At 60.2% G+C, this 19,085-nt stretch carries 19 protein-coding genes; 3 read left to right on the top strand and 16 right to left on the bottom strand.

Features of this window, described 5'->3' with window-relative positions:
- A partial coding sequence (locus tag FHD67_RS17370; RefSeq protein ID WP_246071334.1) for an RrF2 family transcriptional regulator occupies positions 1 to 528 on the top strand: 528 nt, incomplete at its 5' end.
- Between the two features lie 204 nt (positions 529 to 732).
- Here the strand turns inward: FHD67_RS17370 and FHD67_RS17365 are convergent.
- Together FHD67_RS17365 and FHD67_RS17360 are read right to left on the bottom strand one after the other, a co-directional pair.
- The gene (locus FHD67_RS17365; RefSeq protein WP_139599471.1) at positions 733 to 1,869 is read right to left on the bottom strand and encodes an HPP family protein; all 1,137 of its coding nucleotides are present in this window, start codon (positions 1,867 to 1,869) and stop codon (positions 733 to 735) included.
- A 171-nt stretch (positions 1,870 to 2,040) separates the two neighbouring features.
- The gene (locus FHD67_RS17360; protein ID WP_139599470.1) at positions 2,041 to 3,222 is read right to left on the bottom strand and encodes an MFS transporter; all 1,182 of its coding nucleotides are present in this window, start codon (positions 3,220 to 3,222) and stop codon (positions 2,041 to 2,043) included.
- Between the two features lie 140 nt (positions 3,223 to 3,362).
- Between FHD67_RS17360 and FHD67_RS17355 the strand changes: the two genes are divergently transcribed.
- Complete coding sequence (locus tag FHD67_RS17355; RefSeq protein ID WP_139599469.1) at positions 3,363 to 4,238, top strand: LysR substrate-binding domain-containing protein; 876 nt, start codon at positions 3,363 to 3,365, stop codon at positions 4,236 to 4,238.
- 246 nt (positions 4,239 to 4,484) lie between these two features.
- On the opposite strand, the gene FHD67_RS17350 is transcribed toward FHD67_RS17355, so the two are convergent.
- From FHD67_RS17350 to FHD67_RS17315, 8 genes are all read right to left on the bottom strand, one after another.
- Complete coding sequence (locus FHD67_RS17350) at positions 4,485 to 5,291, bottom strand: shikimate dehydrogenase family protein (protein WP_139599468.1); 807 nt, start codon at positions 5,289 to 5,291, stop codon at positions 4,485 to 4,487.
- Positions 5,288 to 6,802 carry a tripartite tricarboxylate transporter permease gene (locus FHD67_RS17345; RefSeq protein ID WP_139599467.1) on the bottom strand — a complete coding sequence of 505 codons (1,515 nt, stop codon included), beginning with the start codon at positions 6,800 to 6,802 and terminating at the stop codon, positions 5,288 to 5,290. Before FHD67_RS17345 ends, FHD67_RS17350 begins: the two co-directional genes overlap by 4 nt.
- A gap of 7 nt (positions 6,803 to 6,809) precedes the next feature.
- Positions 6,810 to 7,316: a tripartite tricarboxylate transporter TctB family protein gene (locus tag FHD67_RS17340; RefSeq protein ID WP_139599466.1), complete on the bottom strand. Its 507-nt coding sequence runs from the start codon at positions 7,314 to 7,316 to the stop codon at positions 6,810 to 6,812.
- A 79-nt stretch (positions 7,317 to 7,395) separates the two neighbouring features.
- Positions 7,396 to 8,415 carry a Bug family tripartite tricarboxylate transporter substrate binding protein gene (locus FHD67_RS17335; protein ID WP_139599465.1) on the bottom strand — a complete coding sequence of 340 codons (1,020 nt, stop codon included), beginning with the start codon at positions 8,413 to 8,415 and terminating at the stop codon, positions 7,396 to 7,398.
- Positions 8,416 to 8,542: 127 nt separating this feature from the next.
- Positions 8,543 to 9,601 carry a LacI family DNA-binding transcriptional regulator gene (locus FHD67_RS17330; RefSeq protein ID WP_139599464.1) on the bottom strand — a complete coding sequence of 353 codons (1,059 nt, stop codon included), beginning with the start codon at positions 9,599 to 9,601 and terminating at the stop codon, positions 8,543 to 8,545.
- A gap of 60 nt (positions 9,602 to 9,661) precedes the next feature.
- Positions 9,662 to 10,510: a fumarylacetoacetate hydrolase family protein gene (locus FHD67_RS17325; RefSeq protein WP_139599463.1), complete on the bottom strand. Its 849-nt coding sequence runs from the start codon at positions 10,508 to 10,510 to the stop codon at positions 9,662 to 9,664.
- A gap of 12 nt (positions 10,511 to 10,522) precedes the next feature.
- On the bottom strand, positions 10,523 to 11,200 hold the full coding sequence (locus FHD67_RS17320; protein ID WP_176695182.1) for a DUF4286 family protein: 678 nt from the start codon (positions 11,198 to 11,200) through the stop codon (positions 10,523 to 10,525).
- A complete protein-coding gene (locus FHD67_RS17315) occupies positions 11,197 to 11,673 on the bottom strand; it encodes a MaoC family dehydratase (RefSeq protein WP_139599474.1) in 477 nt (158 codons plus the stop codon). The genes FHD67_RS17320 and FHD67_RS17315 overlap by 4 nt, the downstream gene beginning before the upstream one ends.
- 130 nt (positions 11,674 to 11,803) lie before the next feature.
- On the opposite strand from FHD67_RS17315, the gene FHD67_RS17310 reads away from it, so the two are divergent.
- Positions 11,804 to 13,381: an acyl CoA:acetate/3-ketoacid CoA transferase gene (locus FHD67_RS17310; protein ID WP_139599461.1), complete on the top strand. Its 1,578-nt coding sequence runs from the start codon at positions 11,804 to 11,806 to the stop codon at positions 13,379 to 13,381.
- 152 nt (positions 13,382 to 13,533) lie between these two features.
- On the opposite strand, the gene FHD67_RS17305 is transcribed toward FHD67_RS17310, so the two are convergent.
- From FHD67_RS17305 to FHD67_RS17280, 6 genes are all read right to left on the bottom strand, one after another.
- Positions 13,534 to 13,836, bottom strand: coding sequence for a hypothetical protein (locus tag FHD67_RS17305; protein WP_139599460.1), 303 nt, complete (start codon positions 13,834 to 13,836; stop codon positions 13,534 to 13,536).
- A gap of 221 nt (positions 13,837 to 14,057) precedes the next feature.
- Positions 14,058 to 14,846, bottom strand: a complete 789-nt coding sequence (locus FHD67_RS17300; protein WP_139599459.1) for an ATP-binding cassette domain-containing protein — start codon at positions 14,844 to 14,846, stop codon at positions 14,058 to 14,060.
- Positions 14,843 to 15,841 (bottom strand): ABC transporter ATP-binding protein, encoded by a 999-nt coding sequence (locus tag FHD67_RS17295; RefSeq protein ID WP_139599458.1) that lies wholly within the window; start codon positions 15,839 to 15,841, stop codon positions 14,843 to 14,845. Before FHD67_RS17295 ends, FHD67_RS17300 begins: the two co-directional genes overlap by 4 nt.
- On the bottom strand, positions 15,838 to 17,394 hold the full coding sequence (locus FHD67_RS17290) for a gamma-glutamyltransferase family protein (protein WP_139599457.1): 1,557 nt from the start codon (positions 17,392 to 17,394) through the stop codon (positions 15,838 to 15,840). The genes FHD67_RS17295 and FHD67_RS17290 overlap by 4 nt, the downstream gene beginning before the upstream one ends.
- Positions 17,391 to 18,266, bottom strand: coding sequence for a polysaccharide deacetylase family protein (locus FHD67_RS17285; RefSeq protein ID WP_139599456.1), 876 nt, complete (start codon positions 18,264 to 18,266; stop codon positions 17,391 to 17,393). Before FHD67_RS17285 ends, FHD67_RS17290 begins: the two co-directional genes overlap by 4 nt.
- Positions 18,266 to 19,066, bottom strand: a complete 801-nt coding sequence (locus tag FHD67_RS17280; RefSeq protein WP_139599455.1) for an SDR family NAD(P)-dependent oxidoreductase — start codon at positions 19,064 to 19,066, stop codon at positions 18,266 to 18,268. The genes FHD67_RS17285 and FHD67_RS17280 overlap by 1 nt, the downstream gene beginning before the upstream one ends.
- Positions 19,067 to 19,085: the final 19 nt, after the last annotated feature.

The following is a 19,085-nucleotide window of genomic DNA, read 5'->3' as shown; positions in this document are numbered from 1 at the left end:
CAGGGACAGCTGGCGAGCCATGTGATTCTCCTAAACATGTATTTCTTATGCATCTATACGGCGCTATACATGCAAAGAAAATACTTGTATTCATGTCCTATGAAATTGAGCCGTTACACCGACTATGCCCTTCGTGCGTTGATCTATCTCGCAGCGAGCGACGGCGGGCTGGTATCGATCCGCCAGATCGCCGAGGCCCATGACATTTCCCAGAACCACCTGATGAAGATCGTTCAGGACCTCGGGATCGCAGGATTTATACGGACCACCCGAGGCAGACAGGGTGGACTGCAACTGGCGCGCCCGGCCATCGAGATCACCATCGGCCAAGTCGTCCGACACACCGAAGGCGACGACCCCCTGGTGGATTGCAGCACATGCCGTATCTCCCAGGGCTGCGGGTTGCCTGCCGTGATCTCCCAAGCGAGAGAGGCGTTCATGGGTGTTCTGGACACCTGTCGCCTATCAGATGTTGCTCGGATGCCCGGCGCGTTTCAGCATCTGTTCCCGGTTCAGAGCCGTTCATAGGGCCACGCTTTCGTAGCCATCTGCGCCGATTTCGGGCGTGCCAACAATCGTGCATTTCTTCCGAGATATCCGGTTACCCACCGTTCTGATCGCTGCATTGCCGGCTTTAGGCCGGTCAGTCGGCTCAACATCGCCAGCAGACCGCAAAGAAATACTGGATCTTCGGCGCGCCCGCCAATTGTTGGACAGTTCGTGATGTTGCCGTCAATTCGCAAGGCTGGATCTCGACAGCGCGGCGATCAGATCAGTTCGGGTCACGATGCCGACGATGCGACCTCCCGAAATGACAGGTACTGCATCGCATTTCCCGTCCGCCATTTGCGGTAACAGCGCAGCGATTGGCTTGTCGGCCGACGCGGTGGGGCCATCTTGTTCCATGATCTGACTTGCCCGTGACGGAGCGCGGCTACTCTGTGCACGAGCGCCTCGAATACGTTCCAGCCATTCCGGATGGCGAAACCGCGCGCCACCGAGCAAATGACGCTGGTAGATCACTCCGAGGAAATGCCCCCCAGCCTCGACCACGGGTAATGCAGTGAACTCATGCCGGAGAAACAAGGCTGCGATATCGTGCAAGGAGGTGGTCGGACCGACCGTGATCAAATCACGCGACATGATATCCGAAACTTTGGTGTTGCCGGTTCGCTGTCCTGCAGACGTGACTTCAGCTGCTGCTATGAGGCGAGCCAGATCTTCGACACCCAGGTTCAGCGACTGTCGATAGCGAGCCAGGATATTCACCAGATCATCTTCAGACAGGCCAAGGCGTTCGCTTGCGACATGATCAGATGTGCCCTGTGGGTTGATCTGTTCGAACTGGCGAAACGGATAATGGCGCCCGGTGGCCCGCCCATAGAGGACACCCACAACGACAAGGATCGCGGTTCCAAGGGCAACCGGGCTCAAGGCGAACCACAGTCCGCTCTCCTGGGCCAGATCAGGGCTCATGGCCACGGTCATCGCGACTGCGCCACCGGGCGGATGAAGGGCGCGCAACGTGATCATGATCGCAATGGCGGCACCCACTGCCCCGGGGATCCGCAGGACGGGGTCGGAAAGTGCAGCACAAACGGCGATGGCGACAAAGGCAGAAGCCGTGTTTCCGACCACAGCAGACCATGGCTGCGCCAGCGGACTGCTGGGTACTGCAAAGATCAACACGGCGCTGGCCCCGAATGGCGCGATCAGAAAGAGCCCCAGATGGACATCTGCAGACGCAGCCAGGACGAATGCGCCCGCCACGACCAAGCCGATCAATGCCCCCAACCCGGCGCGCAACGCCTCCTTCGGGTTGCCCACGGGTATCGCGGGACCCAGGGATCGAACTAAGCGCCGGATCATGTTGGCCTGCCCTGTTTTCGGTCATGTCGGTGCGCCGTGCTTACTCTTTGAGCAGACCTGCTGGCAAGTTGAACACCTGCTGCTCTGCGCATGACCATAGATCCCTAGCTGCGATCAGCCCATGGGCGCCGACCTCGGCCGCCCCGTCAGGTCAAACGACCACGATAGGCTTCACTCGATGTCCGGCAAAAGCGCGGTCAGAAATCCAAGAAACAGCAGCAGCGAGAGCGCGTTGAACACCTGCTGCATGCCGACCAGATCGGCGATCCCCCCAAGGGCGGCTGCGCCAAGCGCCCCGACCCCGAACGCAAAACCGAAGACGAAGCCGGACACCATGCCGACCTTCTGCGGCATCAGCTCCTGGGCGTAGACCACGATCGCTGAGAATGCCGACGACAGGATCAGGCCGACGAGGATGCTGAGGACGATCACACCCCAGAGGTTTGCGTGGGGCAGCAGCAGTGCGAACGGAAGCGCCCCGACGATGGACACCCAGATCACCCTCCTCCGGCCGATCCGGTCCCCGATGGGACCACCGAAGAATGTGCCGACGGCCACGGCGCCCAGAAAGACGAACAGGATGGTCTGGGCCTGACGGATCTCCATCCCGAACCGTTCGATCAGGAAGAAGGTATAGTAGCTTTTGAAGGTCTCGATGTAGACGAACTTGCTCAGCAGCAGGGCGCCGATGACGGCGAACGCCAGGATTAGTCGCGGGCGTGACAGTTGCGGGCCCTCGGTCCGTGGGGTTCCGGCCGACTTTAGCATCTTCTGGTGATTGGCGAACCAGCCCGCGATCCGGATCAGGATCACGAACCCGATCACGGCAAGCAGGCCGAACCACACCGTGCTGACCTGCCCCAAGGGCAGAACGAACAGCGCCGCGGCAAGTGGCCCGAGGGCGGTCCCGGTATTGCCGCCGACCTGAAAGCTGGATTGCGCGAAACCGAACCTGCCGCCCGAGGCCATGCGGCAGACGCGCGAGGCCTCAGGGTGAAACAGTGCCGAACCGATGCCAAGCACCGCAGCAGCCGCGAGCAGGAGTGCGAATGAGTTGGCCAGTGCCAACATCACGACGCCCACCGCCACCACCGCCATGGACACTGCCAGCATGTAGGGTTTGGGCCTGAGATCTCCGTACAGACCCATGATCGGCTGCAGAAAGCAGGCCGTGATCTGCTGCGCCAGCGTCAGCAGTCCCAGCTGAAAATAGCTGAGCGCGTACTCCGTCTTCAGTACCGGATAGAGCGCTGGCAGCAGGAACTGGATCAGGTCATTGATCAGATGCGTGCCGCTGACGGCCAGGATCACCGAATAGGAGGTCGGCATCAGAAGTGAACGGTGGGCAGTCATGGCGGTCCCGATCTGCAGGAAAATGGAAGAGGTATCGATCTGCCCAACGGTCGGGGCATCACGCCCCTTATGACCGATGTCGCGGAGCCTTACGCGCGAGATAAAACACCGCTATCCAGTAGAAAATCTGCAGGATCAAAATGTCGATCTCCCCCAGAACGCTGCCGCCACTGAATGCGCTTCGCGCCTTCGAGGTCTCCGGGCGCCATCTGAACTTCCGTGCGGCTTCCGAGGAGTTGGGCGTTACGCAAGGTGCGGTCGCGCAGCAGGTTCGGCTTCTGGAGGATCATCTGGGCCTTCCGCTGTTTCACAGGCTGCCCCGTGGTGTCGCGCTGACGGGACAGGGAAAGGCGTACCTTGCTGACGTATCGCGCGCCTTCGCCTTGCTGAGCGCTGCCACCGACCGGCTGCAGCATCGTGCCGATGCGGTCACCATCAGCGTCACGCCGACCTTCGCGACCCGGATGCTGATCCCGCAGTTGTCGGCCCTGCAGGCGGCGCTTCCATCGGTGGAACTTCGCACCGTGGCGACGACCAGTATCTCGGATTTCGACCGCGATCAGGTCGATCTTGCCGTCCGTGAAGCGCGTCCCCCTTTCCCGTCGACATTGGAGGCCCGCTTTCTGTTCCCGCAAGAGCTTGTCCTGGTGGCAAGCCCGCACCTGCCGGGCGTGTCCTCATCCGAGACGGTGCCCGGTCAGATCGCCGACTTTCCGCTTCTGCATGACGGCTACGACTACTGGTCGAGATACTTTGGGACCCATGCCAAGGTGCCGGGTGCGGTGTTCAACCAAACATCTCTGGCGCTGGACGCGGCGCTGGCAGGTCAGGGGATCGCGATCGCTTGCCGCGCCTTTGTCGAGGCGGATCTGGATGGAGGGCGCCTTTTGCACCTCGGCGACGCCGGGTTCGATGCTGAGACTGGATTCTACCTGGTGCGGAAGCGGTCATCCCCGTCCGGAAGTGCCGTCGATGCCGTCTGGTCCTGGTGCATTGACAGGTACGGCAGCGGGTAGGGTCCTCTCAACTTGAACTTATAAGACTAGCATCCCGGAAATAGTCCCCCGGTGAAATTAGTCCTGACGTGTTGGGCGGGCAGAAACAGGTTTGTCAATTTCCATTCGTATCTGAGCCGCATATGGAGTGAACCGGAAGGGTTGGATTGAAGTAAGCAGCTATCGACCTCAATCGCCAACTCCTGCAAATAGGCGTCGGCAGAGCACACGTGCTATCATCAAAACATACAAAAATTTCCGGTGGATTTAAGTTTGCTGAGAATGGTTCAGGATATATCCGACAACAGCTGGTAATTGAGCCTTGACCATATCAGGACCGGTTTGGACTTTATGACCACACTTCTCTGCCGCAATGAGCCAGGCGGTCATAGGAGGGTCAGGGACAATATCTGCCACAAGGCAGCTCTGCGGAAGTGTCTCCAACGGCCATGGATGTGCTGCGTCCCCGCCCATCCCGACTGGTGTCGCATTGCAGATCAAGGCGCAGTTAAAATTGTCAGGCAGTTCCGTCAAGACCGGCACCTTGGGGAAAAGTTCTTTCAACTCAGAAAACAGCGTTTCGGCCTGCTTTGGTCGTTGATCGCGTAAGACGAGGCGTGCTGTCCCAGCTTCCAGCAATGCAAATGCAATTGCCGAACCTGCTCCACCTGCGCCGATCAGGTGAATGTCCTTACCCAAGGGATCAAATCCGTTAGATCGGAGCGCTGCTACGAACCCGGCGCCGTCAGTGATATCTCCTGACAAGCGGCCGTCAGGTTCCCGTCGGATCACGTTACAGGCGCCCACCATCCGTACCGCTCTCGACGCATGATCTACGGCGGCGGCGGCGGCTTGTTTATGGGGATAAGTGATGACTGCACCGCAGCAGTTCGCCCATCCTCGAATTGCCTGTAATGTTACAGACAGGTCAGCAGACGACACCCTCATTGGGACCATGATGATATCCTGCCCGTTCGCAGCAGCCCACTCCTGAAACACGGTGGGTGTCTTGACCTGGGCAATGGGATCCCCAAGCATCACGATGAACCGGGTCGCGCCAGTCACGGGGATCATGACTGACCCCCATGAACGGCTTGCCACCCCCGGCCCGCGGCGCGACGTACGGGGCCAATCTGCGCCAGGATCATCGTCACTACGATGGCACAAAGGACTGCTGAGATCGGTCGGGTGAAGAAGCTGGAGAAATTGCCGTCTGCCAGCGTCAATGCCCGCCGAAGGTTGCTGTCTAGGATGGTCCCCAAAACAATGCCCAGAACCAGCGGCGCCATGGGATAATTCATGAGCCGGAGTCCGAAGCCAATCACCCCGAAGGCCACGACCACCCAGATGTCGAAATAGCTGGACTGGATCGCATAGGGTCCGACCAGGCACAGTACGGCCACCACTGGCATCAGCCATGTGTCTTTGACCTTGAGGACCATGATCATCAGCCGCGTAAGGCTGAGACCGAAGATGAGGATACCGAGCGTCGCGACAAAAAGCATTGCAATGATGTTGTAGATCATCTGAGGATCCGTGGTCATCATCAGCGGGCCGGGCTGTGCACCGTGGATGATCAGCGCGGCCATCAGAACAGCGGCGACGCCAGACCCAGGAATGCCCAAAGTCAGGACCGGGATGAGTGCACCGGGAACGGCCGCGTTGTTACCAGTCTCTGCCGCGGTCAACCCCTCGACCGATCCGCGTCCAAACTCTTCAGGGGTTTTCGACATGCGCTTTGCCAAAGCATAGGATCCCCACGCGCCGATATCCTCCCCCACACCGGGCAGCAGGCCCACGAACGTTCCCAGGATACCAGATCGCAGGATGGTCCAGCGCAGTGCTATGACCTGCACGAGGCGCGGCACGATCCGATCCGAGGCGTCACTGATCGAAGCATTCGCCTTGCTGCGCAGTACATACAGAACCTCGGCGAAACCGAACGCACCGACCATGGCCGGCAGCAGCTGGATACCGCCCGTCAGTTCAGGAAACCCAAATGTAAATCGAGGGTAACCATAGGCCGGTTCCTGCCCGGTCATGGCGACCAACAAACCCAGGATACCCGCAATCCAACCCTTGATCGGATCGCTCCCAGACAGGCTGCCCGATAGCATCACCCCGGCCAAGGCCAGCCAGAAAAACTCATAAGCACCAAAGGACAAGGCAAACTCGCCCAAGGGCGGCGTGATGATCGCAAGCAGGAAGATACCCACTAACGTGCCAAGAACCGACCCGATCGTGGCCAATCCCATTGCCTCTCCGGCTCTGCCCTGTCGAGCCAGGACATAGCCGTCCAGCGCGGTAGCCGCCGAAGAGGGCGTACCGGGAATGTTCAAGAGGATCGCGCTACGGCTGCCGCCGTAGATGGCCAGGACATAGGTGCAGATCAGGATCAGGATGGCATCGAATGCCTCCATGTGAAGCGTCATCGTCGTCAGCAACGCCAAGCCCATCGTGGCGGTCAGTCCGGGTAGTGCGCCTATGATCAGCCCGCCCAGACAAGCGGCGGCGGCTAGCGCCAACGTTTGGGGGTTCAGGATATTTGCAAAGCCCGTCAGCAGCAGCGGCATGAAATCGAACATGGGACCCTCAGGGCAAACGGACGAAAAAGATCTGTTCGAACAGGGACTGGATCACGATGGCAGTGATTGTCGCCAGCAGCAGGGCGCCACCAGCGGTCTTCAGTCGCTGCTGCATGGATTTTTCAGCCCAGTTGAAGACTGTCACGAACAGGGTAACGAACAGTATTGTGCCAGGGATAAACGGCTGACGGAGTGCCAGTGCGGCAGCATAAGCAACCATCAGAACCAGCGCGACCATCGCTCGACCATTGGAAATGGGACCTTCGGGGGCGTCAGGAGCGTAGGCATCGCCGCCACGACTGGCGCGCAGGGCTAGGGATCCGCCCAGCAGTGCCAGAGCACCGCCCAGCAGCATCGGGACGAAGCCTGGTCCGGTCAGCGTCGTGGCACCCAGGTTGCGCGGTATAGGCATTCCCGAAGAGTGAGCAATGATCGCCCCACCAAGAACAATCCAGAACAGCCCGGTCCAGCGGTCTGCCCTGTTTGTTTCGACAGGGGTTATGGGGGTGGTCATGGTCGAGCCTTCCGTTCGGCAGTGACCGCCGGGCGCAAGCCGCGCCCGGCGCAGAGGCTATGATTACGGATGGCCAATATCAGGGCCGCGGGATACCAGCCTCATCCGGGGACATCGTGGTCGTGCCATCATCGTGCATCTGCCATGCCGTTGCGGCGACGGCTGACCGCGCCATCTCCATCGCCTCTTCGCCGTGCATGGGGCTGAAGATCGAGCCATTCTCACGGGCATAGGCTTGCAGGTCCTCGGAGTTGGCAATCTCCGTTTCCCAAACTTCGGTCATGCGGTCCAGAACCTCCTGAGGGACGTCCTTTGGAAGGAAGACACCCACCTGGATGGTGACGCCGGGAGCCGAAAAATCAGGATAGAACTGCGTGATGGGCGGAATGTCGTCGATGCCCTCGATCACCAGCGGCTGGTCCGCCAAGACAGCGAGAGGCGTGACGCGGCCGCCTTTGATCATTGCCGCTTGACCTGGTCCGGACTGGGTTGTGGCCATCACTTCGCCCGAGACGACAGCGACCATCGTCGGGGCATCGCCGTCGTAAGCAACAGCCCTGAAGTCTCCTCCGACATGAGATTGGAACGCTTGGATCGCCGAATAGGCTGTCGAGGGAATGCCCGAGGTGCCGACGGTCAGATCGCCGGGGTTCTCGTTCATGAAAGCTGCCACATCCTCCGGGGTCTTCAGATCGCTCCCCTCGCCAACGCTGAGGACCGGTGCGTTCAAAACGGCGATGAACAGGTGCCAGTCTTCCAGATCTGTGTCCAACAGCCCCTGGACTTTATAAGTGCCCAGATCCTGCACACCACCCGAGGCCCAGGTGTATCCGTCCGGCTCGGAGTTGATGACGGCGTTCGTGCCGACCGTGCCACGTGCGCCCGTCTGATTGACAACGGTGACCGGAACCTCCAGCGCATCCGATACCTCGCCTGCCAGAATGCGCATGATGGCATCTGTTGCACCGCCCGCGGCCCAAGGCACGACGATCTGGATGGGCTCAGATGGCCAGGCCTCCTGTGCTGCAACCGTTTCCACGGATACACCAAAGCCAAGCGCCGCGATGCCTGCCGACAGCAGAAAACTGCGTTTGTTCATTTCGAATCTCCTCCCCTACAAACCCTTTCGGGTATTTGTAACCGGTTACAACATGAACCACATTGATCTCATCCGTCAAGTCCCAGGAAAGGATGAAAGCAGGTGGGTTGTGGTACTGGATGAGAACTCAGTCTTGCGGGGCGGGTCCAGTGGTGCTCCGCACGACGATCTCGCTTGGGATCCGGGCGCCACTAACAGACGTCTGGCCCTCCAGCATATCAACGATCAAGTCAGCAGCCAACTTGCCTACGCGGTCCGATGCCACGCGAACGGTTGTGATCGGCTGCGGCAATTCTGACATCAGCTCGGTGTCGTCATATCCTACGATCGACAGATCCCGAGGCAGCACGATATGCATTTCTGCCGCCTCCAGGACCGCACCGATCGCCAAAAGTGCGTTACCGCAAATGATAGCTGTGGGCCGGGGCGATGTTGCCAGCACCTGACGGAGCAACTTGCGGCCCTCCGCGATGGACCACTCCCCCTCAACCATGGCCTGCGGGGGGATCGCAAGGCCGTACCGGGCCAGTGCATCACGTACGCCGTCGCGCCTGGCGGCTGCACGGTCATTGTTACGATTGGTCTGTGCGATCATTCCAAAACGGCGATGCCCCAAAGACACCAGATAATCGACCATCTCAGCCATCGCGCGCGCGTTGTCAGGGCCCACGCAGGGGATTGCCGAGTCCGCGTCGAACACGAATGAGTTTATATAGGGGATGCTCAGCCGCCGCAGAAACTGCTCATAGTCCTGGGATCGTGTGCTGCCGACCAGGATCAGCCCGTCAACGCCGCGTTCCACCAATTTGCGCGCCTGGACCAGTTCCAGTGCCGCGTCATACCGCGACCGCGCCAGCAGCAGCAGGTAATTGCGTGCCGCGAGTGCGTCCTGCATGGCGTCAATGGCACGGGCGAAATCACCCACACCAAGTGCAGGAAAGATTGCGCCAATTGCACCTGTGCGGTTTGACGACAATGCACGCGCTGCGGCATTCGGCACCCAACCCAGTTGATCGATCACCATCAGAACCCGTGTGCGCAGACCCTCTGACACGCTTTCGGGGTTGTTCAGGACGCGTGAGACCGTTGCGGTCGACACCCCTGCGACCGCTGCGACCTGCCGCAAGCCCGTGGACTTGCGGCTCGCCTGTGGATTTGTGGTCGACTGATCGATCTGCTTGTCCATCCTGCCTCTCGGATCGCTGCAGCGGCGATCTTACGCGGCGCAGCCTCGGAAGGCGAGAAGTCAGCCGGGAAAGGCCACGACGGTTTGACGCTGCGCACCAAGGCCATCAATGCCCAGGTGCATCTCGTCGCCGGCCTTAAGGAAGACATTGGGGGCCATGCCCAGTCCGACGCCCGGCGGAGTGCCTGTCGTGATGATGTCGCCAGCTTCCAGGATCAGGAACTGGCTGACATAGGACACGATGTGAGCAATTGTGAAGATCATCTTCGACGTGTGTCCGGTCTGTGTGCGCGTGCCATTCAGATCCAGCCAAAGCCCCTTGTCCTGCGGATTCTTGAATTCGTCCGGGGTCACCAGCCATGGGCCGATCGGGCCAAAGGTCGGGCAGCATTTACCTTTAGTCCACAACCCTTCCCGCTTCAGCTGGTATTCGCGCTCTGAGACGTCATTGCAGATGAAATAGCCCGCAATGGCATCTGCTGCCTCTGCCTCGGAAATCCGATAACTGCGCTTTCCGATCAGCAGCGCCAGTTCGACTTCCCAATCGGCCTCGACCGAACCGGGCGGAAGGATCACGTCGTCATACGGGCCGACAATGCAGGAGGCGGCCTTGTTGAACAAGATCGGCTCCTTGGGGATGGGCGCTCCGGTTTCCTCAGCATGGTCGGTATAGTTCAGGCCGATCGCCCAAAAGGTTCGAACATCGCCCACACAAGGGCCGATGCGCGGGCTGTTGTCGACGCGCGGCAACGTTGCGGGGTCTATGCCGCGCAGGGTGTCCATCAGCCCTGCCTCAAAGGCACGGCCAGTGATGTCAGCGACATGGCCCGACAGGTCTCGCAGTTGCCCCTGCGAGTCGATCATTCCGGGCTTTTCCTGCCCCGGCGCGCCGTAACGAACAAGTTTCATCTGCAGACCTTTCTAAGTGGTGGAGACTGCGTCGGGGCAGTCCATCAGAAAATCGAGACAGTAGAGTCCCCGCATCAGTGGTTCGGTCCCCATCGTTGCTGCAATGGCCGCATCACTTGCCGCGCCGTTCGACACTGCCGCGACTCTTTCGGGAACAGCGCCTTCGATCAGCAGGATCAAACCAGCGGACTGATCCGGCCGGTCCCGCATCCGCGCTTCTTGCGTGACCGGAACACTATCGTGGGCCTGCTCCAGCAGGTGGACGGCACAGACATCCGGGCTCTCGGCAATCCGTGCCACCAGGCGACGCAGTGCGGGCGTCACCTGCCCGGAGAGTTGAAGGGTCAGCATTGCCCTGCCGACTCCGTGCCCGAAGCTGTCAACGACCCGGCATAGGGTTCGAGAGGTATCGGTAAAGTGCGGCACGATGGACTGCGTCCAGTCCGACGGTTGGTTCAACCGCGCCAAGTATGTCTCTGACGACAACACCTGAGCATCGTCTACCTCATAGAAATTGAAGTAGGCCGGATGGCCTTCCAGGGCAACGTAACGTCGAGCCCTACGAAATCCGGGAATGGAGAGGCGCTCGGGAATATGTTCGGTAACATGCCACCGGATGAATTCGGCATCCTGTCCGGGTGCGATGCCATTCCAGATCGCAAGTACGCCTTTGCCGCACAGGGCCGTCATGCCGGCGTACCGCTCGTCTGATGGAGTTTCCGCGCCCATCGCATCACATGGGTCCCAACCGCAATCAGTTCATTGCGCTGATTTGTGCACTCCATCTTGGCGAGGCTTTTTCCGCCCTCGCGATCGATTTCAACAACCTCATATGTGGTCGTCACTGTGTCACCCAAGAAAGTAGGGCGCAGGAAGCGGATCTTGTCGTAGCCCGCGGATACCGGGAAATCCTCAAGATCGTCCTTGTGGATAATATGGGCAATGGACAAGGTTGAAACCGTTGACATGTATCCCACGATCAGAGCCCCGTGCGCGATGCGCGATCCCAGGGACGACTTTTCCCGCATATACTGCTCGTTGATGTGCGTGTCGCTGAAATCACCGGTCAAACCGGCGAACAGAGTGACGTCCACCTCTCCGACAGTTTTGGCAAATCTGAACTTTTCGCCGATCTGCACATAATCCAAACCTGACATACCCATCCAGAACACTCCTCGGCTTCATTTATGGCAGCACCGTCCGGCACCACACATCATACGGTTGATGTTGCACTTGTAACCGGTTACAATTGGCTTCATAAGAAGTCAACTCCATCCTGATAAGAGGTCCGACGTGAAGTTCATCACACCTGCCCAAGCCGCTGACCTCGTCGGGGCGGAAAGTTCTCTCATTGCCAGCGGTTCGGGTGGCGGTCATGCTGTTCCCGAGGCGCTTTTGGCAGCGTTGGGTGAGCGTTTCCGCCAGACCGGCGCGCCGAGCGGGCTAACCCTGACGCATGTCGTAGGCATCGGAGATCGCAAGGATCGGGGAGCGGCACACCTAGCTCAGCCCGGCATGGTACGGCGGCTCATTACCAGCGCCCTCGTTGATGCGCCCGCGTTTATCCCAATGGCGCTGGCTGACCAGGTCGAGGCGTATACATTGCCTCAGGGCGTTCTGTCGCAACTGATGCGCGACATGGCTGCCGGCCGCCCCGGCCTGATCACCCGAACCGGCCTGCATACCTTTGTGGATCCAAGGCAGGATGGTGGGCTGCAGGGAGGCAGGATGTCAGAGCCGCGGGTTGAGGTAATTCAGATCGGCGGGCAGGATTGGCTGCGCTTCCTTCCGTTCCAGATCGACGTGGCATTCCTGCGCGGGACCACCGCTGACGAGGACGGAAACATCTCGATGGAGCAGGAAGCAATTCCTGGTGAAATGCTCTCCACAGCACAGGCAGTCCGCCGGATGGGCGGCAAGGTGATCGTCCAGGTCAAGCGCGTGGCGCGCAGCGGCGCGCTTCGTGCGCGCGATGTGCGGATCCCAGGAATATTGGTCGATCACGTCGTGGTCGTGCCGGAGCAGAGCCAGACCTATGCGACCGATTACGATCCATCTTACTCCGGGGAGCTGCGCGTGCCGTTAAACCGCATCAAGCCGCTTGAATTCGGGGCGCGCAAGATCATCGCCCGCCGCGCCGCGATGGAGCTGCGTCCCGGCGCCGTCTGTAACATTGGCGCAGGTATCTCCACCGGCATTTCCACTGTGGCGGCCGAAGAAGGCATTCTGGACAGTATCACGCTCACCAACGAACAAGGCTTTATCGGCGGCGCGCCCCTTACCGGACCGGACTCGGGAGCAGCGCAGAATTGGTCCGCAATGGTAGACCAGCCCTATCAATTCGACTTTTACGACGGTGGCGGTATTGACGTGGCATTTCTCAGCTTTGTCGAGGTCAACGCACAAGGCGATGTGAATATCAGCCGGTTCAACGGTACGATCGTCGGCATCGGCGGCTTTGTGAACATCAGTCAGAACGCCAAGGAAACTGTCTTCAGCGGGACGTTCACGGCCGGGGGGCTGGATATTGCCTGTGAGGACGGTACCCTCCGTATCGTGACCGAGGGTCGCCATCGGAAATTCTGCGATACCGTTCAGCAGGTTTCGTATTCGGGGCCGTTCGCCGCATGTGAGGGGCGGAAGGCCCTGTTCGTGACCGAGCGTGCCGTGTTCAGACTTGCCGATGGCCGTTTGACGCTTGAGGAAATCGCTCCTGGAATTGACCTGGATCGCGACATTCTGGCTCACATGGACTTTAAGCCGGATCTCATCAACCGTCCCAAACTGATGGACAAGAGGCTGTTTGCGACACAGCCGATGGGTTTGTCAGAAGCTGATGTCTTCCAGAGAATAGGTGCCTGCGAGGACTAGTTTGACCCCTGATGTAGGGACTGCGGGACGCTCCATACGTTGAATCATGGACCCTTCAAGAAGCATCGACAGGTCGGCGTGGGCCGCAAAATGGCCTGGAAACCAGCTTTTGCTTCTTGATCCCACCCGTCTACCTTACAGGAAATCGCTAGTCAAAAGGCGGCAAGTTCTACTTTGATGCGCCCGGCATTCCGAAAGCGCCTCAGTTGCTCTAGCTTTTCATTATCTTCTTTGGCTTCCTTGGACAGACGGTCGGTCACCATTCGATTAAACGCGTCAGCACGTGCAACAAGCTTGGCGATCACGGTATGAAGGGCTTCCGCCTCTTCGCGCTCCTGGAGCGTATATGGCTTGGCATCCACGTCGAAAAGCCTGCGCTCTTGATACGCGGCTTCCTCCAAGGCACTTTTAACTCGCATTCTTACAGATTGCCCGACGGGGATTTCATCAGTCACTAAGCGTCCCTCTCGTCGCCAATGCTACCAAACCTTATCAGCAACTCTGCTCGCAGAGGAGTTATCCGGAGCGATTAGGCGCCGCAACCATGTGTAAGGGGGCAGGGCAAGTCTCAGGATGACTCCACAGTCATGCATAAGCGCCATTATTGACATTCAGGCGCCATTTACTGGTTTGCGTATGAGCTTCGTCAGGCTCTCACGCCAATGTACGGCCAAATTTACAGCTTTGGAACGGCCTCGAGAAGCTGCCGCGTATATGTGTCTTTGGGTGCGTTGAATATCTCGTCGGTGGCCGCTTGCTCGACGACCTTTCCCGCCTGCATGACTAGAATATGGTCGGCTATATGCCGCACGACCGACAAGTCGTGAGAAATGAAGATATAGGCCAGCCCAAGGCGCGATTGCAGGTCCAGCAGAAGATTCAGGATCTGCGATTGAATTGAGACATCCAGTGCCGACACGGCCTCATCGCAGATGACTGCCTGCGGCTCGAGCGCAAGCGCGCGTGCGATGACGATGCGTTGTTTCTGCCCTCCGGAAAATTCGCGTGGCAGCTTTCCCGCAGCTGAGTGGGGCAAGCCGACCAGGTCCAGCAATTCCATGACACGTTCGCGTCGGTCACGGGCCGTCCCGATCCGGTGAATCTGTAGCGGCTCGGCAATGCTTTCCGCGGCAGACATGCGCGGATTGAGCGCCGAAGCCGGGTCTTGGAATACAATCTGCAGTCGCCGCATCGTTGCCATGCGTTCGGTCGGTGACATCTGCGTGCGGTCACGTCCGTCAATCAGGATTTGACCAGCGGTCGGTTCCTGCATGCCCATCACCGCATAACCCGTCGTGGATTTGCCGCTGCCCGATTCACCGACGATGGCGACAGTCTTGCCGGGCATCAGATCAAAGCTGACCCCGTCCACGGCACGCACATGATCCGTCACCCGGCCAAGGAGACCGCTGCGGATCGGGAAGTGCACCTTGAGATCACGAACCGAGACAATGGGGGGGCTCATGTCAGCTCCGTGGCGATACGGTCGTGATGCCAGCAGGCAGTGTCGTGACCGGGTTCGACTTGACCAAGCGGCGGCGCTTCGATGCGACAGCGATCGGTTGCAAGCGGACAGCGGGGATGAAACCGACATCCCTGGGGCCAGTCGCGGATATCAGGAACTGCCCCGGAAATGGCAGGAAGAGCGACCTTGCGTGGGCCATCCAGGCGCGGAATGGTCCGTAAAAGCATTGCTGTGTAGGGGTGGCGCGGTTCGGCAAAGACCTGCGTCACGGCACCTGCTTCCACGATCCGACCGGCATACATGACGGCCACGAGGTCCGCACTTTCCGACACGACCCCCATGTCATGGGTGATCAAGAGCACTGCGCTGCCGGTTTCGCGGCGCAGATCAGACATGAGGTCCAGGATCTGCTTTTGGATGGTCACATCAAGCGCCGTCGTAGGCTCGTCCGCGATCAGCAGCATCGGGCGACGGATCATCGCCATGGCGATCATGACTCGCTGACACATTCCGCCGGATAGCTGGAATGGATACTGGCGTGCACGAACGTCAGGGCGATCGATGCCGACCCTGACCAGCATGTCCTGCACGCGGGCATCGACGTCGGCAGAGGAGGTTTTGGACGCCCGACCCAGTGCCTCCGCGATCTGACGTCCGACTGGCATCAACGGATCCAGCGATGCAACCGGCTCCTGAAAAATCATCGCTAGGCGATCACCGCGCAGACGGTTCATCTGCCGTTCCGACAGTTTGTCGATCCTGGCGCCTTCAAGCGTGATCTGGCCGCCTGATTGTTGCGCAGCATCCGGCAAAAGCCGGATCAAACCAAGGGCCGTCATGCTTTTGCCACAACCAGACTCGCCAACCAGCGCCAAGGTTTCGCCTGCCGCGATGGCCAGCGTGGTACCATCAACCACTGGGTTTCCGCCAATCTCGATGCGCAGGTCGGTGCAGGACAGTACAGGAACCGCTGTACCCCGCCCTTCCACGATCATGTTGCCTCCAAGTCGACAGAAACAGCCGCGGACCAGGGGTGATTGGGATGAACCATCCCTTGGATACGTCCGTCCGGGTGCCGTTCCACCGCGCTTGGGATTGCAAACTGCACCGGGTAGAGGATGTCGTCTACTATGTCGACATCATGGTTTCGGGCGACCAGACCAGCAGTTTGCTCCGGCGCCCGACGGTCGACCCGGATGCGGGGCTCGGATGCGTCCAGCCGGGGATGGGAAAGCGCCTTACCCAAGTCCATCCCATGGCGCAGACGAAATGCCAGCAACTGCGCGATGGCAGGCATGATCTGACGTCCGCCAGCGGCACCCAAGGCCAGAACCCCACCGGTGTCCGTCTCGACCAAGACGGGGCACATGTTGGCCAAGGGCTGTGCACCCGCCGCCAAAGCGTTCGGCGTGCCGGGGCGCGGATCGAACCACATCATGCCGTTGTTCAAAAGCACTCCCGTGCGCGCCGATGTTACCTTGGACCCAAAGCGAGACAGCAGGGTATTGGTCAGCGAAACAGCGTTGCCCTGCGCATCGACGACGGACAGATGCGTGGTGCATCCCGGATCGACCGGGCTTGCAGCATGACCTCGCTGCGTCAGGCGTCGTGCATAGGCATTACGGATCGCGTCCGCAAAATCGGCGTAATCCAAGGCCCGCGGCTCCGGCGGCGCCGTGTCGTCCAGGTGTGTCAGAACGTCCAGCAGCGCTGGCCCTCCTGACAGGCCGGGCATGGCAAGCACTGTACTACCCGCCCAAGCCTGTCGAAGGGGCGTACCCCATCGGGGGCGATAAGCGGCCAGATCATCGGTCGTCATTGACCCGCCCAGTTCCTGCATGTCTGCGATTAAGTCATTGGCGATTTGGCCTTCGTAGAAGTCCCGCGAACCGGCATTGGCAAGCCGACGCAGGGTCGCGGCCTTTGCGTCCAGCGGCAGGCGTCGCTTTGTCCGGCCCTCGCCCAGGGACGGCACCTTCCCCTCCGGCAGGAAGACCCTAGTTGAGACCGGGTCGGTGAGCAGGTTGCTGGCATCGATGGTCAGGCAGAGCGCAGTGTACCAATCGACCTCCAGCCCTTTGTCAGCCTCGGCGATCGCGGGCGCTAGTGCCTCGGCCCACGAAATCGTGCCATGCTCTTCCAAGGCCTCAGCCAGCCCCGCCACTGCGCCGGGAACGCAGATGGAATGAACGCCCATCAGGTTCCTTTGCCCTTGTACCTGCGGCCAACTAAACCAGTCGTCGTCATGCCCCGGCACCACCGGGTAATCCTCTACGCTAAGTGCCCGCGGCGACATCATGGAGAAGTCGAGACTGCGAGCGGACCCGTCACGCCCGTCCCGCCACAACAAGAACCCACCACCGCCAATCCCGCTCAACCATGGCTCAACCACCGACAGGACCAGAGCAGTCGTGACAGCCGCATCCATGGCGTTGCCGCCCCGCGCCAGCACGTCGGCACCCGCCTGTGCTGCAATCTGATGCTGGGCCGCGACCATGCCACCGTGCCCCTCGATCATCGTCTTGGCGGGTTTCCATGTCGATGTCATGCGCTCGTCTCCAGTACAGCAGTCAACAGGTCCAGCCCAGGTTCCGCAACGAACCGCCCGTCATGAGTTGACAGGTGCCAGTCGGCGATCTGACCTGCAGTGGCAAACCACACGTCGTCCTGCGCCGCGATGTCCGACAACAGCCGTTCCAGCATTGTCACCCGCTGTGCACGCCCCGAAATCCAGGGATGAACCGTGATGGTGAACAGCTGCCCATAGTCGCGTCCGGCCTGGAATTCATCGCGCCAGCTGGCCTCGACGACGCGGGCGGGTTCGGGTGGCCAGCGGTCGGCCCCGCCACCCTGAAACTTGAAATAGATTGCATCGTCGATCTGCCACTGCACTGGCACCTGCACCACTCCGCCGATCTGATAGGGGTGGTCATAGCCCATCAACGAACTGTCATAGCGCAGTCCCCTGTCCTTCAATACCGCTAGCATGGCAGACGTCATTTCCCACGCAGGGGACCGGAAGCCCACCGGGGCACTGCCGGTCTGCCGTTGAAAGACCTGAAGCGAATGATCCAGTGCGGCGGTAAATTGATCGACGGTCGTTTCGGAGACCACTTCATGCAGGTGCCCGTGCAGGCCGACCTCGTGGCCCCGCGCGCACAGGGCGGGCAACAGGTCAGGATGCAGTTCCGCCACTACGGACGGGACGTAAAAACTGCCCTTGACCCCGACCCGGTCCAGCATGTCCAGAATGCGCCAGATCCCCTCTCTGGGCCCGAACCGGCGCTGCTCGAGCTGGCCCAGATACGGCGGCAGGCCCGTGCGATTGGCCCAAAGATAAGGCGCCTCGGCATCCACATCGACACTGAAGCACGCAGCCGATCTCTTGCCGTCGGGCCAGGAGTAGCGCGGGCGATCCATCACAACGCCTTTTTCTTGTCCTGATGCACCAGGATTTGCCCTGCCGATCCCCCTCCATCGACGGACAGCGTCGCGCCGGTGATATAGCTGGCCGCATCGGACGCCAGGAACATGACTGCCGCAGGCGCATCCTCATATCGGGATGCCCGCCCAAGGGGGATCGCGCCGGTGACTGCATTCACATGCGCATCTGTTAGCGGGCTGGCGGTGCTGCCAGCTGCGAAACCGGGCTCGACCGCGTTGCAGCGAATGCCATACTCGGCCAGCTCGACGGCAAATCCCTTCGTTAGCCGGTCCAGGGCGGATTTAGAGATCGAATACGGCGCAGCTGTCGTGCGCATTTTGCGCGACGCCCCAGACGAGATCATAACAATATTGCCGCGAACCTCCTGCCGCACCATCTGCGTGGCGATGCCCCGCGTCAGCAGAAACGGCGCGCGCAGGTTGATATCAAAAATGCGGTCCCATTCGTCGGCGTCCACGTCCAGCAGAAAGCCACTGGGATAGACCGCAGCGTTGTTGACCAGGATATCAGCCGCCCCCCATTCACGCTCAACCATCGCTACCAAATCGTCGATGGATGCCGCATCGGTCAGCTCGGTCGCGTGGATCAGGGCAGGACGCGACAATTCGTTTGCGACATCCACCATCGCAGCCTGATCTCGGTCGGAGAGCAGCAGCGTAGCCCCGGCGGCATCGAACGCCTCGGCGATCCAGCGCCCGAAGATGCCCGCGGCTCCGGTCACGATGACGCGTTTTCCAGTAAAGTCGGCGCCGGGCAGAGGCAGGGGTCGGGTCATGGAAGGGGTCCTTTCGTGG

It is taken from the genome of Paracoccus haeundaensis, from assembly GCF_006239215.1.
GTDB lineage: Bacteria > Pseudomonadota > Alphaproteobacteria > Rhodobacterales > Rhodobacteraceae > Paracoccus > Paracoccus marcusii.
The sequence above is the reverse complement of the archived record's forward strand: the minus strand, read 5'-3'. Positions and strand labels throughout refer to the sequence as shown.

What these genes read in the sequence shown, in the direction of transcription:
- FHD67_RS17325 (WP_139599463.1), bottom strand. Translation starts at nt 10,510, where the DNA reads ATGAAACTTGTTCGTTACGGCGCGCCGGGGCAGGAAAAGCCCGGAATG.
- FHD67_RS17365 (WP_139599471.1), bottom strand. Translation starts at nt 1,869, where the DNA reads ATGATCCGGCGCTTAGTTCGATCCCTGGGTCCCGCGATACCCGTGGGC.
- FHD67_RS17315 (WP_139599474.1), bottom strand. Translation starts at nt 11,673, where the DNA reads ATGGGTATGTCAGGTTTGGATTATGTGCAGATCGGCGAAAAGTTCAGA.
- FHD67_RS17360 (WP_139599470.1), bottom strand. Translation starts at nt 3,222, where the DNA reads ATGACTGCCCACCGTTCACTTCTGATGCCGACCTCCTATTCGGTGATC.
- FHD67_RS17285 (WP_139599456.1), bottom strand. Translation starts at nt 18,266, where the DNA reads ATGGATCGCCCGCGCTACTCCTGGCCCGACGGCAAGAGATCGGCTGCG.
- FHD67_RS17330 (WP_139599464.1), bottom strand. Translation starts at nt 9,601, where the DNA reads ATGGACAAGCAGATCGATCAGTCGACCACAAATCCACAGGCGAGCCGC.
- FHD67_RS17355 (WP_139599469.1), top strand. Translation starts at nt 3,363, where the DNA reads ATGTCGATCTCCCCCAGAACGCTGCCGCCACTGAATGCGCTTCGCGCC.
- FHD67_RS17320 (WP_176695182.1), bottom strand. Translation starts at nt 11,200, where the DNA reads ATGACGGCCCTGTGCGGCAAAGGCGTACTTGCGATCTGGAATGGCATC.
- FHD67_RS17340 (WP_139599466.1), bottom strand. Translation starts at nt 7,316, where the DNA reads ATGACCACCCCCATAACCCCTGTCGAAACAAACAGGGCAGACCGCTGG.
- FHD67_RS17300 (WP_139599459.1), bottom strand. Translation starts at nt 14,846, where the DNA reads ATGAGCCCCCCCATTGTCTCGGTTCGTGATCTCAAGGTGCACTTCCCG.
- FHD67_RS17345 (WP_139599467.1), bottom strand. Translation starts at nt 6,802, where the DNA reads ATGTTCGATTTCATGCCGCTGCTGCTGACGGGCTTTGCAAATATCCTG.
- FHD67_RS17335 (WP_139599465.1), bottom strand. Translation starts at nt 8,415, where the DNA reads ATGAACAAACGCAGTTTTCTGCTGTCGGCAGGCATCGCGGCGCTTGGC.
- FHD67_RS17280 (WP_139599455.1), bottom strand. Translation starts at nt 19,066, where the DNA reads ATGACCCGACCCCTGCCTCTGCCCGGCGCCGACTTTACTGGAAAACGC.
- FHD67_RS17295 (WP_139599458.1), bottom strand. Translation starts at nt 15,841, where the DNA reads ATGATCGTGGAAGGGCGGGGTACAGCGGTTCCTGTACTGTCCTGCACC.
- FHD67_RS17350 (WP_139599468.1), bottom strand. Translation starts at nt 5,291, where the DNA reads ATGATCCCCGTGACTGGCGCGACCCGGTTCATCGTGATGCTTGGGGAT.
- FHD67_RS17290 (WP_139599457.1), bottom strand. Translation starts at nt 17,394, where the DNA reads ATGACATCGACATGGAAACCCGCCAAGACGATGATCGAGGGGCACGGT.